Source organism: Nocardia sp. XZ_19_369 (genome assembly GCF_015355715.1).
GTDB lineage: Bacteria > Actinomycetota > Actinomycetes > Mycobacteriales > Mycobacteriaceae > Nocardia.
Genome location: NZ_JACVED010000003.1, coordinates 106,961 through 121,488, shown reverse-complemented (window position 1 = coordinate 121,488; position 14,528 = coordinate 106,961). Strand labels below are relative to the sequence as shown.

Below are 14,528 nucleotides of genomic sequence, written 5' to 3'. Positions count from 1 at the left end.
CACGCGGCTGCGAGGTGGGGTCATAAGCGAGGGAACGGTCGCGGCGATGCGCGCCAAGGCTGCCGGCGCGCTCTCGGCGATCCCGTTGCGCGTGACGCTGATGCTGATTCTCGTCGCCACCGCGGGACTCGGCCTGCTGATCTCGGGCATGGTGGTCACCTCGGGCCTGGAACGCTCGCTGACCGACCGTACCGACCAGCAGCTGCGCAACGGCGCGATCGAATGGTCGCGCCGCCGGGTGCCGCCGCCACCCAGCCTGCCCGGCGATCCGCGCCACACCAGCCAGTTCTACGTCCGCTCGGTGCAGGACGACGGCCGGATCTACTTCATCAAGGCGTTCGGTGTCGATGCCGAACCCGCGCTGCCCGAGTCCCCGCCGATCGGGCCGATGACGGTGGGTTCGTTCGGCGGCGGGCCGACCGAGTGGCGGATCTTGACGGTCCGCGTGCCGGACGGCACCACCACGGTGGCGCTGCCGCTCAACCAGAACTACGACATCGTGCAACGCCTCGTCATGCTGGAGCTGGTCGTCGGGCTGATCGTGCTGAGCGCGCTGGCCGTCGCCGCGTATTTCGTGATCCGGCGCAGCCTGCGGCCGTTGCTTCGGGTGGAGAACACCGCCGCCGCCATCGCCCGCGGCGACCTGTACCGCCGAGTGCCGGTGCGCGGCAACAACACCGAGGTCGACCGGTTGTCCAGGTCGCTCAACGGCATGCTCGCCCAGATCCAGCAGGCGTTCGCGAAGACCGAGGCGTCGGAGGCCGCGGCCAAGCATTCGGAGGCGAAGATGCGCCAGTTCGTCGCCGACGCCAGCCACGAACTGCGCACCCCGCTCACCACCATCCGCGGCTTCGCCGAACTCTACCGGCAGGGCGCGACCACCGATCCCGACCTGTTCATGGACCGCATCGAACGCGAATCCCAGCGCATGGGCATCCTCGTCGAGGACCTGCTGATGCTGGCCCGGCTCGACGCGCAGCGCCCGCTGGAGCGGGGCCAGGTCGACCTGCTCGCCGTGGCCAGCGATGCCGTGCACAGTGCGCGCGCTATGGCCGCCGCCGCGGACCCGGACACGCCACGGCGCCGAATCGACGACGCACCCCGGCACCCGATCGACGGCGCACCGCGGCGCCGGATCGAACTCGACATCCAGCCCGGCGAAGGCACTTTGGAAGTCATCGGCGACGAGACCCGGCTTCGGCAGGTGCTGGCCAACCTGCTCAACAACGCGCTCACGCACACCCCACCGGACGCCGCGGTGACCGTGCGCCTCACCCCCACCGCCGACGAGGTCTTGCTGGAGGTCGCCGACACCGGCCCCGGACTACCCGCCGACGAGGCGGACCGCATCTTCGAACGCTTCTACCGCACCGACAGTTCACGCACCCGCACCAGCGGCGGCACGGGCCTCGGGCTGTCCATCGTGCAGGCGCTGGTCACCGCGCACGGCGGCAGCGTCGACGTGCGCAGCGTCGAGGGCGAAGGCAGCACCTTCACCGTGCGATTGCCACGCGAATCCACTGCGTGACAACCGATTCGGCTCAGACCGGGGTGACCTGGTCGACCAGCCAGCGGTCGCCGTCCTTGTTCACGGTGGCCCGGACCCGGCTGCCGCTGGTGGTGCCCTGCGGCGAATCCTTGCTGGTGGTCACCTGATTCAGGAACAGCAGCACCTCGACGTGGGACTTGTCGGCCGAAACCACGCCTGCCGCCTGAGTAGTCGCCTTCACCGAGAGCTGCTTGTCCTTGGCACCGGGGGCGATGGCCTGCGTGATCAGCTTCAGATAGTCCTCGCGGAACTTCGGCGAGAGGTTGTCGGCCGCCTTGGGCAGTTCCCGGTCCACGGTCTGATAGTCGTAGGTGAACATGGCGGTGACCGTCCGGTCGGCGGCGGTCACCGCATCCTTGCGCGCCTGCTCGGCCTGCTGGTCGTTCCAGATCCGTAACCCGTTGACGCCCAGCACGATCAGCGCCGCGACCGCGACCACGCTCGCGGCCGCCAGGAAGATCTTGCTCCGCATTGTCATGCCACGAACTCCACTTTGGATACGGTCAGACCGGAGTTGCCGTCGCTCACGGTGACCCGGAAGCGGTAGAACCGCGTCTGCGGCCCCTCCTGCCCCGCGTTGGTCAACGTCTGTTTGGCCGCGACCAAGATCTTCGCGGAGTCCTCCTCGTCGCTTTCGATCGCCGCCTCCACGATCTCGCCGTTGGAGACGACCTTGGCCTGCTGCACGATGTTCATGAACGGATCGACCCGGCCATCGAATTCGTTCTTGAACTGGCCGGAGGCCAGCGACAGGATCCGGTCGATGTCTTCCTTCGCCGAATCTGCGCGGATCGTCGTGAGGTTCAGGACGGCCTGCCGGGCGGTCTGCACATACTCGGCGCGGCGCGCGTCGCGGGTGTCGAGCGAGTGGGCCTGCACCACCGCGGACAGGGCTGCTGCGATCAGCAGTGCGAGCACCAGGGCGGCGGCTGCGGCCAGCGTGGTCAGGCGGCGAGTGGGTTTCTTCGGCTTCTCGTCGTTCTTGGCATCGGCGGCAGCCCTGTCGAGATCGACGGGCTGACTATCCGCCGAAGCGTCGGCTACGACAGCGGCAGTGTCTGCGGTGTCCGTATCAGCGGCAGCGGACACACTTCCAGCGCTCGACGGCGCGGCGCTGCCCGCTTGCTTACTCAGCGCCACCGCGGTCACCGCCGCAGTACTCGCGCCCTCGACCGGAACCGACGTCACGCCGGCGCTCGCCGTCTCCTCGGCGGGCGGACCCACCGAGCGCACCGCGCGTCGCCGCGTGCGGTGCCGATCTCCGTTGTTCTCAGTCATCGTTGCTGCTCCTCGAGCATCGCCTGCCAGCTCGACGGTACCGTGCCCGAACCGCCCGGTCCGATATCGCCCTGTCGGTAGGTGCGGCCGTCCGGGCCGATGTACTGGCCGGTGGACGGGTCATAGGATCTCGCGGCAGCCGGCGTTCCGGTGCCGTACGCGGCGGGTGCCACCGGTGCCGTCCCCGGGTCGACCGGCGCGGACGCCGACGGTACCGGTTGCGACGGGCCGAACGGGGGGTTGTTGCCTTGCGGGACAAAGCCGGTCCGGCAGAGCTCGGGTGTCGGCGCTCGCACGCCCGGGAACTCCGCGCACGGCGTGTTGCGGATGCCGCGCACCGCGATCGGTGAATCCTGCGGCACCTTGCAGTACAGGCCGGGCGGTGACGGGATCGAGTCCAGCTCGCTGGGTGAGCGCCGCTCGTTGGCGGGCAGGAAGCCGGTCGTGCAGGCGGGCGGGTCGTTGACCACCACCATGAAGTCGACCATCGCGCCGTACTCCGCCGGACCACGGATTATCGTCTTCAGCGCCGCGATCAGCGGCGGGAAGACCACCAGGAGTTGTTCCAGCCCAGCGTGATAGGTGACGCCGACCTGGCCGACGCTGACCAGGTTGGTCAGCAGCAGCGGCAGCGTCGGTCGCAGCGATTCGAACTGCGTGGTGACCCGCTGCATCGCGGCGGGCCCGTCGCGCAGCACGTTGCGCAGCGACGGGTCGTGTTCGCGCAGTTGGTCGGTCACCGTGGCCAGGTCGCTGGTCCACGAGCGGATCGCCGCGTCGGACTCGAGCTGTGTGTCCAGCAACGGCCCGATCTGGTCGATCAGCTTCTTCGTCGGTTCCGCGCTGTTCTGCGCCTCCTGCACCAGCAGCGAGGCCGAGTCGATGAACCGCTGCAGATCGGGTCCGGCACCGTTGAAGGCCTGGAACGCCTCGTCGATCACCTGGCGCAGCCGGGTGTCGGCGACGCTGGACAGCAGCCGGTCGGACTGATCGAGCAGCGAGCCGACGTCCTGCGGAAGTTTGGTGCGCCCCACCGGAATCACCGCACCGTCGGCCAGGTTTCCGCCGGCCGGGCGCTCGGCCGGGATCAGGTCGACGTACTGCTCGCCCACCGCGGAGACGCTGCGCACCCACGCGGTGACATCGGCGGGGATCTTGTAGTCGCTGTCGATCGACAGCTGCGCCTCGACACCGCCGGAGGTGAGCCGGACATCTTGCACGACACCGATATTCGTGCCGCGGTAGGCGACGTTGGCGGTCGGGTAGAGCCCGCCGGTCGCCTCGAGTTGCACCGTGACGTCGTAGCGGCCGATGCCGAGCATCGCGGGCACCTTCACATACACCCCGCCCATCACCACCAGGCCGATCACCGTCAGCACGGCGAAGATCGACAGCTGGACGCGGACGAATCGCGTGAGCGTCATCGGCCCGGACCCCCTTGTGGCGCAGCGGCTCCGGGCAACGGCACGGTCAGCCCGGGGATGGCGGGCAGGCCGGGAATCGGCGGCAGGCCGGGCAGGGTCGGCGTCGGCTGTGCACCGGCGTCGGGCCCGGGCTGCAGCGGTCCGGTGGCCGGGTTGCCGCTCTGCGTCGCGGTATCGGGCGCGAAACTGCCGATCACGCCCTCCACGCCGCCGAATCGACCACCGAGCGGCGTGCCGGTCAGCCAGTTGCTGTCCAACCGCTTGCCGGTCAGGTCGACCGTGATGAACAGGTTCAAGTAGTCGCCCATGATCGCTTTGTCTAGGTTCTTCATCGGGAACGGGAAGGTCGGAATGATCTTCATCGCCTCGACGAGGTTCACCCCGGTGTCGGCCAGCGTCTCCAGCACCGGCGCGAGGCTGCGCAGGTTGGCCTTCAGGTTGTCGCCGCTGCTGGCGATGAGCCGGTCGGTGACGTCGCTGAGGTCGCCCAGGGCGCTGATCGTCGCGGTGATGTTCGCGGTCCGGTCGGCGAGCACGGTGAGCGCGGGATGGATCCGCTCGATCGCGGCCGCGACCACATCGCGCTGCTGGGCCAGCTGGCCGCCGAGCCGGTCCAGTCCGCTCATCGCCGCGATGATGTCGTTGCGCTGCTTGTCCAGGTTGGTGGTGAGTTCGTTGAGTTGCGGCAGCAGATCGCGGATGTCGTTCTCCCGACCGCTCAGCGCCGAATTCAGTTCGCGGGTAATCGTTTCCAGTTGCGAGATGCCACCGCCGTTGAGCACCACCGACAGCGACGACAGCACCTGCTCCGTCGTCGGGAAGGCGCCGGCCCGCTCCAGCGGAATGATGTCGCCGCCCTTCAGCTGGCCTTGCGGCGCAGTGTCGTTCGGCGCGGCCAGTTCGACGTGGTTGCTGCCGAGCAGACTGGTCTGCCCGATCTTGGCGACGGCATTGGCGGGCAGCCGCACACTCGGATTCAGGATGACGGTGACCAGCGCGTGCCAGCCCTCCACCTCGATGTTCGACACCGTCCCGACGGTGACGTCGTCGACCCGGACCGGTGAATTCCTGGTCAGCGTGGTCACATTCGGCATCTGGATGCGCACCTGGTACGCGCCGTCCATGGTGCCCTCGGTGCCCGGCATCGGCAGCGAGTTCAAACCGTCCCACTCACAGCCGGATACGCCGAGCACCAGCGCGAGACCCACCACCACCGTTGCCATCCGGCGCGGTCGCACAGCGCTCTCCCGAGGCTGCTCGCGAGCCATGAATGCGCGAGGCCGCTTCATCGCCCTCCTCCTGGGATAGCAAGTCCGGCAATGCCGTCCGGCACGGTGACCGGCGGCGGTCCCGGCGGCGCCACCTGCCCGGCCAGGCTCGGCGGGCTGTACTTCAACTGATCCGGGAACGCGTGCACCCCGGTGGCCGGATTGAGCATGATCGGCGCGTAATTCATGGCGAGCGAACTGATCACCGGCGCCAGATACTGCGCGCACAGATCGGCGGAACGATCGGAATCGTTGGCCTCCAGCGCCCGCACCGAACCACACAGGAAGCTCAGCGGATCGGCCGTGTTGTTGAGCGCTACCGCGCCGGCCAGGGTTCCCTGGGCGGGCTTGTAGATCTGATAGAAGTTCACCAGCGCCGTCGGCCCCGAGTGCAGCACCCGCTCCAGTTCGGGGCGCTTGTCCACCAGCTGCTGGGTGACGTCGGCCAGTCGCTGCACGCCTTCGGTGAGTTCGGCGCCGCTGCCCTCCAGGAAACGCTTCACGTCGCCGAGCGCGGTATCCAGATTGTCCAGTCCCGCACCGAGTTCCGCGGAGGTGCCGGCCAGCACCGAGGACACCGACGCGAGCCTGCCGCCGAACTGCACGATCTGCTCGTTGCTCGCCGACAGCACGTCGACGAACTTCTGCAGATTGCGGATGGTGCCGAACAGATCGGTGCGCCCGTCCGACAGCGTGTTCAGCGTGGCGGACAGTTCCCGCAACGTATCGCGCAGCTTCTGGCCGTTGCCGTCCATGTTGTCGGCGGCGGTGTTGACGAAGCGGCCGAAGGAGCCCTGTGTGTCGTCGCCGACCGGCCCGAGAGTCGTTGCCAGCTTGGACAGTTCGGCCTTGATGTCATCCCATTCCACCGGCACGGCCGTGTGCTCGAGCGGAATCTCCGCGCCGTCAGCCATTTTCGGGCCGCCGACGTAGGCGGGGGCCACCTGGATGAACCGCGCCGAGACCAGCGAGGGCGAGATGATCACCGCGCGGGCATCGACCGGGATGTCGATCCCACGATCCACGGTCATCTTCACCGTGACGCGGTCCTTGCCCGGCTCGATCGAGTCGATGCGGCCGACGTTGACGCCGAGCACCCGGACCTCGTCGCCCTCGTACAGGCCGGAGGTCGACGGGAAATACGCGGTGATCGTGGTCTTTCCGATCCGGGTGACGCCGGTGTACGCACCGGCCAGCACCAGCGCGGCGACCAGCACGCCTGCGGCGATCAGCGCCCAGCGCGGCAGGTTGCGGGCTCTGTCCAGCATGTTCATCGCGGTGGCTCCTGGAGGGCGGGCCCGATCGACGGCGGTGCCGGGTTGGTGAAGATATTGCGGAGGTCTTCGGGCAGATGCTCCGGCCACACCAGCGCGTCGACCAGCGGCTGCAACTCCGTGCTGGAGGCGTTGACGACGTAGGCGTTGAACCACGGGCCGTTGCCGACCTGCTCGCCGAGCGCCGCGGCGTACGGGCCGAGGCCGTCGAGCGCGTCGTTCAGGTTCTGCCGGTTGCGCTGCAGCAGGCCGAGCACCGAATTCAGTTTGTCCAGGGCGGGTTTCAGCAGTGGCTCGTTGTCGGAGACCAGGCCGGACAGCTGCTTGGCCACCTCGTTCACGTAGACGATCAGCTGACCGATCGCGGCGCGGCGCCGATCCAGCTCGCCGAGCAGGTCGTTGCCGTCCAGCAGCAGCGCGTTGATCTGGTTGCTCCGGTCGGCCAGGATCTTGGTGACGTTCTGCGCCCGGCCCAGCAGCTCGGTCAGGGCTTGGTCGCGGGCATTGATGCTGCGCGACAACGCGGTAACGCCGTCCAGCGCCGCCCGCAGCGGGGCCGGGGTGTCGGCGAAGGTCGCCGAGAGGGTGTCCAGCGTCTTGTCCACCTGCGCCAGGTCCAGGTCCTGCACCGTGCGGCCGAGATCGCCGAGCGCGTCGTTGAGCGAGTACGGCGACGTGGTGCGGTCCAGCGGGATCGTGTCGCTGCGCCGCAGCGCGCCCGACCCGATCGGGGTCACCTCGAGCGACTTACGGCCGAGCACGGTATTGGTCTTGATCGCGGCGGAAGACTTCTGGCCCAGCACGATCGACTCGTCGAGGGTGAACCGGACCAGCACCTTGGCGCCGTCCAATTGCACGTCGTCCACCCGGCCTGTGCGCACGCCGGCCACCTGGACCGGGTCGCCGGGTACCAACCCGCCCGCGTCGGCGAAGTACGCGGTGTAGGTCGCGCCGCCGCGCACGAACGGCAGCCGGTCGAACTGTAAGGCCGACAAGGCAACACACGCCGCGACGACCAGGCCGACGATGCCGATGGTGACGACACGTGATCGCTCGTTCATCAGGGCGTGCACCTTCCGGTCGTCTGCTTACCCGGCAGGTTCACTTGCATCGGCTGCCCATTCGGACCGTCCACGACCAGGTTGGTCCCGCAGATGTAGAGCTGCAGGAACGAACCGTAGGCGCCGATGCGGATCAGCTTCTTGTAGGTCTCGGGCAGCTTGTCGAACACCCACTGCAGCGTGTCCGAGCCCTCGTCGAGATTGGTGGCCAGCCGCCCGGTGTGCTCGATGGTCGAGCGTAGGTCCGGCCGCGCCTGCTGGAGCAGGCCGGTCAGGTCCCGGGTGGCGCCTGCGATACGTGGCAGCGCGTCGCCGATCGGATCGCGTTCGGCGGCCAAACCGCTGATCAGGCGCTGCAATTCGTCGAGTGTGGTGGCGAACTGGTCACCACGCTGATCGATGGTCTGCAGCACCGTGTTCAGGTTGTTGATCACGTTGCCGATCAGCTCGTCGCGGTCGGCCAGCGTCTTCGCGAACGAGCCGCCGCTGTTGAGCAGCGAGACCAGCGTGCCGCCCTGGCCCTGGAAGATCTGCAGCAACGCGCTGGTCAGATCGTTCACCTGCGCCGGATCCAGCCCGCGCAGCAGCGGCCGGAACCCGCCGAGCAGCATGTCCAGGTCGAGCGCGGGCGCCGTCTTGTCCGGGCCGATGGTGCCGCCGTCGCGCAGCATCTCGGTCGAGCCCGGGCCCTCCAGCAGCTCCAGATACCGGTCACCGACCAGGTTTTCGTATCTGATCGTGGCGCGGGTGCTGGTGAGCAGCCGGTACTTGCGGTCGACATCGAACTCGACGTGCGCGAGGTGGTCCTTGCCCACCTTCACCGACGAGACCGAACCGACCGGCACACCGGCGATGCGCACCTTCGAGCCGGGCAGCATGCCCGATGAACTGGTGAACACGGCGTGGTAGCCGTACTCCCTGGCGAAGCGCATCTGGCTGAAAACAACCACCAGTCCGGCGAAGACGAGTGCCATCACCAGCGTGAAGATGAGCAGCTTGACGGTCGTCGCGGTGTTCTTCACAGCCTGCCCACCCCCGGCAGCCCGGCGAACAGCAGCTGGAACACCTTCGGCGCCTCGTTGGGCTTCGTGAAACCCGTGTTCGGCACGTACGGAGCTCCCTGGTTCGTATCGGTGACGACGTAGTCGGCATGGCTGCCCGGCACCCGATCCAGCACGCCCGCGCACTGCGGGCCGCCGGTCGCGTTCACCTTCGGCAGGTCGTTCGGGTACTGGTAGGGCTGCGCGCCGAACATGAAGTTGGTGTTCATCCCGATGCCGGGCAGCTTGCCGCCGAACACATCCTCGGCGAGCGGCATCATCGGGCCGAGGCCGTTGATGATGCAGCCGAGCGCCGGGGCGTACTCGAAAAGCAGGCTCGTGGTGGGGCGCAGCAGGTCCAGCGCGGTGCTGAAATCGCCTTCGTTCTCCCGCAATACCGATCCGGTGGTGTCGGCGAGGCCCGTCAGGTTGGCGAGCATGGTGTCCAGGCTCTGCTGCTCGTCGACCAGCGTCTGGCTGGTGCCGGTGGCGTTGTCGACGGTGCGCAGCAGGTCGGGGACGGTGTCGGCGTACAGGTCGGTCACCGCGCCGGTGCGCACCAGATCCTCTTGCAGCGTAGGCAGATACGGGTTGATGTCGCGCAGGTAGGCGTCGCTGCGGGCGAGCAGGTCGCCCAGCTTCTCGCCGCGACCCTGCAGCGCCGTGCCGAGCGCGGACAGGGTCGCGTTCAGCTTCTCCGGCTCCACCTTGGCCAGCACATCGGACAGATGCTGGAACAGCGTGTTGAACTCGACGGTCACGTGCTGCACCGCCACCCGCGCGCCGGGCTGCAGCGAGGCCGCCGAAGGCTGTTCCGGCACAGTGAAGTTCACGTACTTCGCGCCGAACACGGTGGTGGAACGGATATCCACGCCCGCGTTGGCCGGAACCAGCTTCAGCTGATCAGGATTGAGCGCGAGCTTCAAGCTGGCACCGTCCGAGGTCTGATCGATCGCGACCACCCGGCCGATCTCCACCCCGCGCACCTTCACCTTGGCGTCGGGATCGAGCACCAGCCCACTGCGCGGCGCGTCGACCGTGACGGTGGCCGTCGGGGTGAACCCGCCTACGAACATCACCAGTGCGACGGCCACGATCGCGGCCAGCGCGAGCACCATCGCGGCACCGGCCACTTTGTAACCCGCTGCAGCGCGCAATTGCTTCGAATCCGCCATATCGCTTTACCCGGAGAGATGAAAGTTGCCGGAGGTGCCGTAGATGGCCAGCGAGATCAGCAGGGTCACCGTGACCACCGCGACCAGCGAGGCCCGCACCGCATTGCCGACCGCGACGCCGACGCCGACCGGTCCGCCCGCGGCATTGAAGCCGTAATAAGTGTGGATCAGCATGACCGCCAACGCCATGAAGATCGCCTGGGCGAACGACCAGAGAATGTCGCTCGGGATCAGGAAGGTGGAGAAGTAGTGGTCGTACACGCCGGCGGACTGGCCGTAGATGACCACCGTCGCGAACCGGCTGGCCAGGAACGACGCGATCACCGCCAGCGCGTAGAGCGGCACGATCGCGATCATCCCGGCGAGCACCCTGGTGCCGACCAGATACGGCACCGGCCGGATCGCCATCGACTCCAGCGCGTCGATCTCCTCGGCCACCCGCATCGCGCCCAGCTGCGCGGTCGAGCCTGCGCCGATGGTGGCGGCCAGGCCGATGCCGGAGATCACCGGCGCCGCGATGCGGACATTGATGAAGGCCGCGAAGAAGCCGGTGAGCGCCTCCACGCCGATATTGCCGAGCGAGCTGTAACCCTGCACGGCGATGGTGCCGCCGGCGAACAGCGTGAGGAAGCCGACGATCACCACGGTGCCGCCGATCACCGCCAAAGCGCCGCTGCCCATACTGATTTCGGCGATGAGCCGAATGGTTTCGGTCCGATAGTGCGTCATGGCACGCGGAATAGCCCCCAGGGCCTGTGCGAAGAACACAGCCTGTTTACCGACTGAATCGAGCGAGTCCGACATCCGACGCACTCGTCGCACGGTACGCGGGAAGCGGGATTCGATCACGAAGGCCATGCGGTCACCGCGCCGTGAACTTGATACCAACGGCGGTGACCACCACGTTCACTACGAACAAGGCCATAAAGGCGAAGACGACGGTCTGATTCACCGCATCACCGACACTCTTGGGACCACCTTTGACATTCAGACCCAGATAACAGGCCACCAGCCCGGCGATCAGCCCGAACAATCCGGCCTTCACCTCGGAGATGACCAATTCGGGCAAATGGGTCAGCAGCGTGATGCCGTTGACGAACGCGCCCGGGTTCACGTCCTGCAGAAAGACCGAGAACAGAAATCCGCCGACGATACCGATGGTGCACACCAAACTGTTGAGCATCAGCGCGACGAACATCGACGCGAGCACCCTTGGCACCACCAGTCGTTGCACCGGATTGATGCCGAGCACCCGCATCGCGTCGATTTCCTCGCGAATCGTGCGGGCGCCCAGGTCAGCGCAGATGGCGGTGGCGCCGGCTCCCGCGACGATCAGCACGGTGACGATCGGCCCCACCTGGGTGACCGCGCCGAAGGCCGCGCCCGCACCGCTGAGATCGGCCGCGCCGATCTCGCGCAACAGGATGTTCAGCGTGAAGCTCACCAATACGGTGAATGGAATCGCGACCAACAGCGTGGGCACGATCGAGACGCGGGCGATGAACCAGGACTGGTCGATGAACTCGCGCCATTGAAATGGCCTGCGCACACTGGCTCGCGCTACTTCGGCCGTCAGTTCGAAGAACCCGCCGACTGCCCGCAACGGCACAGCAAGGACCTCGTTCATCTATGAACCTCCTTGCTCAGAACCTGCGTACGCCCTCACGGCACGATTCTTCACCGAGGCCGCACCGCCTCCACGATTAGAACACGTTCACTACGCTGCCGGTAGATGTTTGCCACTTTTGAACTGCACTTTTTCTTTGCATCGGCATATGAATTTGGAACGAGTGTCAGAGATTGATCCCACCTTTGTGCGGTGGCACACGTCTCGACCCCCAATATCTACCAACTGCCCGACCGCCGATCAACAGTTGGACGGCTGATCAGCAGTTTATTGTCAGCGGGGCTTGCAGAAGCCGATCCTCGCTGCGCTTGTTTCACCGTGTCGGATACACCGCACGGAACTCAGTCGAGATCCAACAGGGTCGAGGCCGAGAAAGTCTGCCCCACAGGGCGTTCGGCGAAATAGCCGCCGAGTGCGCCGGCCAGGTCGCCGACCGACCACGCGTCACCGGCCGCGTCGAACCGCTGCTCGACGACGGGGGCCGCCATGAGCGCCACCATGGCGCCGTAGACCACGAACAGTTGCCCGTTCACCGGGTCGGCAGCGGGCGAGGCGAGGTAGGCGACCAGTCTGGCCACATGATCCGGTGACAGCGGGTCCACTTCGCCTTCCGGTGCCGCGCTGAACACCGCTTCGGTCATCGCGGTCCGCGCGCGGGGCGCGATCGCGTTGGCGCGCACGCCATATCGGGACAGTGCCCGCGCGGCCGAGAGGGTCAGCGCGGTGATGCCCGCCTTGGCGGCGCCGTAGTTGGCCTGCCCCTCGGGGCCGAGCAGGCCCGCCTCGGAGGAGGTGTTGATCAGCCGGCCGTAGACCGGCGCGCCCGCCGCCTTGGACTTGCCGCGCCAGTACGTTGCGGCGTTGCGGGACAACAGGAAATGGCCGCGCAGGTGGACCGCGACGACGGCGTCGAAGTCCTCGTCGGTCATGTTGAACAGCATCCGGTCCCTGGTGATGCCCGCGTTGTTCACCACGATGTCGACGCTGCCGAAGGCCTCGTCCGCGGTGCGGATCAACGCGTCGGCCGTCGCGCGTTCGGCGATGCTGCCCGCGACGAACTCGGCTTTGGCGCCGAGCGCGCGGATCTCGGCGAGCGTGTCGGACACCGCATCCGATTCCGACAGATCGTTGACCACCACCGAAGCACCCGCGCCGGCCAGCGCGAGCGCCTCTGCCCGCCCCAACCCCGCACCCGCACCGGTCACGATCGCTACCCGACCGGCAAGACTCACATCATCAACCACGAGCCCGACCCTAGAACGTGTTCCATTCTATGGCAAGGGTCGGTCTCACTGGAGCCGCAAGGCCGCTTTCGGGCACTGCGCCACCGCGTCCTCGACGTCGGCCAGCCGGTCCGCCGGAACGTCGGCCTGCAGGATGTGCAACTGGTCCTCGTCATCGAGTTCGAACACGTCGGGGGCGATTCCGACGCAGATTCCGTTCGCTTCACACTGATCCAGATCGACGCTGACCTTCATGAGAACTCCTTTACCGCGATCCTTGCCGAAGCCTAACAAGCCGACGCCGCCGCAGGTGGCGCCATCGACCCGATTCACCCCCAATACTGGAACATGTTTCAGTGCATATGCAATGATCGGTGCAACCCACATCGACGAAGGCCTGAGGTATTTGCCATGCGCATTGCGTACACGCCGCAGCAGGAGGAGCTACGCGCGGAGCTGCGCGACTACTTCGCGCGACTCATCACCCCCGAGCGCCGGGCAGCGCTCAGCGCGCAGACCGGCGAGTACGGCCAGGGCAACGTCTACCGCGAGGTCGTGCAGGAGATGGGCCGCGACGGCTGGCTCACCCTGGCCTGGCCGAAGGAGTTCGGCGGCCAGGACCGGCCGACGATGGACCAGCTGATCTTCACCGACGAGGCCGCCATCGCTGGCGCGCCGGTGCCGTTCCTGACCATCAACTCGGTCGCGCCGACGATCATGCACTACGGCAGCGAGGAGCAGAAGCGCTTCTTCCTGCCCAAGATCGCGGCGGGCGAGCTGCACTTCGCCATCGGCTACTCCGAACCGGGCGCGGGCACCGACCTGGCCAGCCTGCGCACCAGCGCGGTGCGCGACGGCGACGACTACGTGATCAATGGCCAGAAGATGTGGACCAGTCTGATCGCGTACGCCGACTACGTCTGGCTCGCCGTGCGCACCGATCCGAATGTCAAGAAGCACAAGGGCATCAGCATGCTCATCGTGCCGACCACCGCCGAGGGCTTCTCCTGGACCCCCGTGCACACCATGGCGGGCCCGGACACCAGCGCGACCTACTACCAGGACGTGCGGGTGCCCGCGAGCGCGCTGGTCGGTCAGGAGAACGGCGGCTGGGCGCTGATCACCAACCAGCTCAACCACGAGCGCGTCGCGCTCACCTCGGCGGGACCGCTGGGGCTCGCGGTGAGTCAGACCGTCGAGTGGGCGCGCAACACCAAGGCCGCCAACGGTTCCCGCATCATCGACCAGGAATGGGTGCAGCTCAGCCTGGCGCGCGTGCACGCCAAGGTCGAGTACCTGAAGCTGCTGAACTGGGAGATCGCCAGCCGGGCCGACGCGGGCGGTGACGCCGCGCCACGGCCGTGGGACGCCTCCACCTGCAAGGTGTACGGGACCGAACTGGCCACCGAGGCGTACCGGTTGCTGATGGAAGTTCTAGGGCCGCAAGCTTATCTGCGCCAGGACTCCCCCGGCGCCGAGCTGCGCGGGCGTCTGGAGCGGATGCACCGGGCCGCGCTGATCCTCACCTTCGGCGGCGGCACCAACGAGGTGCAGCGCGACATCATCGCGATGACCGCCCTCGAGCAGCCCGCCGCGGCGCGCTGAGTCG

General features: G+C 67.4%; 14 protein-coding genes. 2 read left to right on the top strand and 12 right to left on the bottom strand.

Features of this window, described 5'->3' with window-relative positions; translation table 11 throughout:
• The first annotated feature begins 46 nt into the window (after positions 1–46).
• The gene (locus IBX18_RS12235) at positions 47–1,528 is read left to right on the top strand and encodes a cell wall metabolism sensor histidine kinase WalK (RefSeq protein WP_194833863.1); all 1,482 of its coding nucleotides are present in this window, start codon (positions 47–49) and stop codon (positions 1,526–1,528) included.
• 13 nt (positions 1,529–1,541) lie between these two features.
• Here the strand turns inward: IBX18_RS12235 and IBX18_RS12230 are convergent, their stop codons facing one another.
• The 12 genes from IBX18_RS12230 to IBX18_RS12175 form a co-directional block, all read right to left on the bottom strand.
• Positions 1,542–2,027 carry a h domain protein gene (locus IBX18_RS12230; RefSeq protein WP_228540887.1) on the bottom strand — a complete coding sequence of 162 codons (486 nt, stop codon included), beginning with the start codon at positions 2,025–2,027 and terminating at the stop codon, positions 1,542–1,544.
• A complete protein-coding gene (locus IBX18_RS12225) occupies positions 2,024–2,827 on the bottom strand; it encodes a hypothetical protein (RefSeq protein ID WP_194833862.1) in 804 nt (267 codons plus the stop codon). The genes IBX18_RS12230 and IBX18_RS12225 overlap by 4 nt, the downstream gene beginning before the upstream one ends.
• The gene (locus IBX18_RS12220) at positions 2,824–4,251 is read right to left on the bottom strand and encodes an MCE family protein (RefSeq protein WP_194833861.1); all 1,428 of its coding nucleotides are present in this window, start codon (positions 4,249–4,251) and stop codon (positions 2,824–2,826) included. Before IBX18_RS12220 ends, IBX18_RS12225 begins: the two co-directional genes overlap by 4 nt.
• Complete coding sequence (locus IBX18_RS12215) at positions 4,248–5,540, bottom strand: MCE family protein (protein WP_373889184.1); 1,293 nt, start codon at positions 5,538–5,540, stop codon at positions 4,248–4,250. Before IBX18_RS12215 ends, IBX18_RS12220 begins: the two co-directional genes overlap by 4 nt.
• Positions 5,537–6,793, bottom strand: a complete 1,257-nt coding sequence (locus IBX18_RS12210) for an MCE family protein (RefSeq protein ID WP_194833860.1) — start codon at positions 6,791–6,793, stop codon at positions 5,537–5,539. The genes IBX18_RS12215 and IBX18_RS12210 overlap by 4 nt, the downstream gene beginning before the upstream one ends.
• Positions 6,790–7,854, bottom strand: a complete 1,065-nt coding sequence (locus tag IBX18_RS12205) for an MCE family protein (protein WP_147131132.1) — start codon at positions 7,852–7,854, stop codon at positions 6,790–6,792. The genes IBX18_RS12210 and IBX18_RS12205 overlap by 4 nt, the downstream gene beginning before the upstream one ends.
• A complete protein-coding gene (locus IBX18_RS12200) occupies positions 7,854–8,876 on the bottom strand; it encodes an MCE family protein (protein WP_194833859.1) in 1,023 nt (340 codons plus the stop codon). The genes IBX18_RS12205 and IBX18_RS12200 overlap by 1 nt, the downstream gene beginning before the upstream one ends.
• The gene (locus IBX18_RS12195) at positions 8,873–10,069 is read right to left on the bottom strand and encodes an MCE family protein (RefSeq protein ID WP_194833858.1); all 1,197 of its coding nucleotides are present in this window, start codon (positions 10,067–10,069) and stop codon (positions 8,873–8,875) included. Before IBX18_RS12195 ends, IBX18_RS12200 begins: the two co-directional genes overlap by 4 nt.
• Positions 10,070–10,075: 6 nt before the next feature.
• Positions 10,076–10,927: an ABC transporter permease gene (locus IBX18_RS12190; RefSeq protein ID WP_107653934.1), complete on the bottom strand. Its 852-nt coding sequence runs from the start codon at positions 10,925–10,927 to the stop codon at positions 10,076–10,078.
• Between the two features lie 4 nt (positions 10,928–10,931).
• Positions 10,932–11,696: an ABC transporter permease gene (locus IBX18_RS12185; RefSeq protein ID WP_107653933.1), complete on the bottom strand. Its 765-nt coding sequence runs from the start codon at positions 11,694–11,696 to the stop codon at positions 10,932–10,934.
• 341 nt (positions 11,697–12,037) lie between these two features.
• Positions 12,038–12,940, bottom strand: coding sequence for a 3-oxoacyl-ACP reductase (locus tag IBX18_RS12180; protein ID WP_194833857.1), 903 nt, complete (start codon positions 12,938–12,940; stop codon positions 12,038–12,040).
• A gap of 45 nt (positions 12,941–12,985) precedes the next feature.
• Positions 12,986–13,174, bottom strand: a complete 189-nt coding sequence (locus IBX18_RS12175; RefSeq protein WP_107659980.1) for a ferredoxin — start codon at positions 13,172–13,174, stop codon at positions 12,986–12,988.
• A gap of 156 nt (positions 13,175–13,330) precedes the next feature.
• Between IBX18_RS12175 and IBX18_RS12170 the strand changes: the two genes are divergently transcribed.
• Positions 13,331–14,524, top strand: a complete 1,194-nt coding sequence (locus IBX18_RS12170; RefSeq protein WP_194833856.1) for an acyl-CoA dehydrogenase family protein — start codon at positions 13,331–13,333, stop codon at positions 14,522–14,524.
• Positions 14,525–14,528: the final 4 nt, after the last annotated feature.

Excerpts from the sequence above, each read along its gene's own strand:
- IBX18_RS12235 (WP_194833863.1), top strand. The coding sequence starts at position 47 with ATGCGCGCCAAGGCTGCCGGCGCGCTCTCGGCGATCCCGTTGCGCGTG.
- IBX18_RS12230 (WP_228540887.1), bottom strand. The coding sequence starts at position 2,027 with ATGACAATGCGGAGCAAGATCTTCCTGGCGGCCGCGAGCGTGGTCGCG.
- IBX18_RS12225 (WP_194833862.1), bottom strand. The coding sequence starts at position 2,827 with ATGACTGAGAACAACGGAGATCGGCACCGCACGCGGCGACGCGCGGTG.
- IBX18_RS12220 (WP_194833861.1), bottom strand. The coding sequence starts at position 4,251 with ATGACGCTCACGCGATTCGTCCGCGTCCAGCTGTCGATCTTCGCCGTG.
- IBX18_RS12215 (WP_373889184.1), bottom strand. The coding sequence starts at position 5,540 with ATGAAGCGGCCTCGCGCATTCATGGCTCGCGAGCAGCCTCGGGAGAGC.
- IBX18_RS12210 (WP_194833860.1), bottom strand. The coding sequence starts at position 6,793 with ATGAACATGCTGGACAGAGCCCGCAACCTGCCGCGCTGGGCGCTGATC.
- IBX18_RS12205 (WP_147131132.1), bottom strand. The coding sequence starts at position 7,854 with ATGAACGAGCGATCACGTGTCGTCACCATCGGCATCGTCGGCCTGGTC.
- IBX18_RS12195 (WP_194833858.1), bottom strand. The coding sequence starts at position 10,069 with ATGGCGGATTCGAAGCAATTGCGCGCTGCAGCGGGTTACAAAGTGGCC.
- IBX18_RS12190 (WP_107653934.1), bottom strand. The coding sequence starts at position 10,927 with ATGGCCTTCGTGATCGAATCCCGCTTCCCGCGTACCGTGCGACGAGTG.
- IBX18_RS12185 (WP_107653933.1), bottom strand. The coding sequence starts at position 11,696 with ATGAACGAGGTCCTTGCTGTGCCGTTGCGGGCAGTCGGCGGGTTCTTC.
- IBX18_RS12175 (WP_107659980.1), bottom strand. The coding sequence starts at position 13,174 with ATGAAGGTCAGCGTCGATCTGGATCAGTGTGAAGCGAACGGAATCTGC.
- IBX18_RS12170 (WP_194833856.1), top strand. The coding sequence starts at position 13,331 with ATGCGCATTGCGTACACGCCGCAGCAGGAGGAGCTACGCGCGGAGCTG.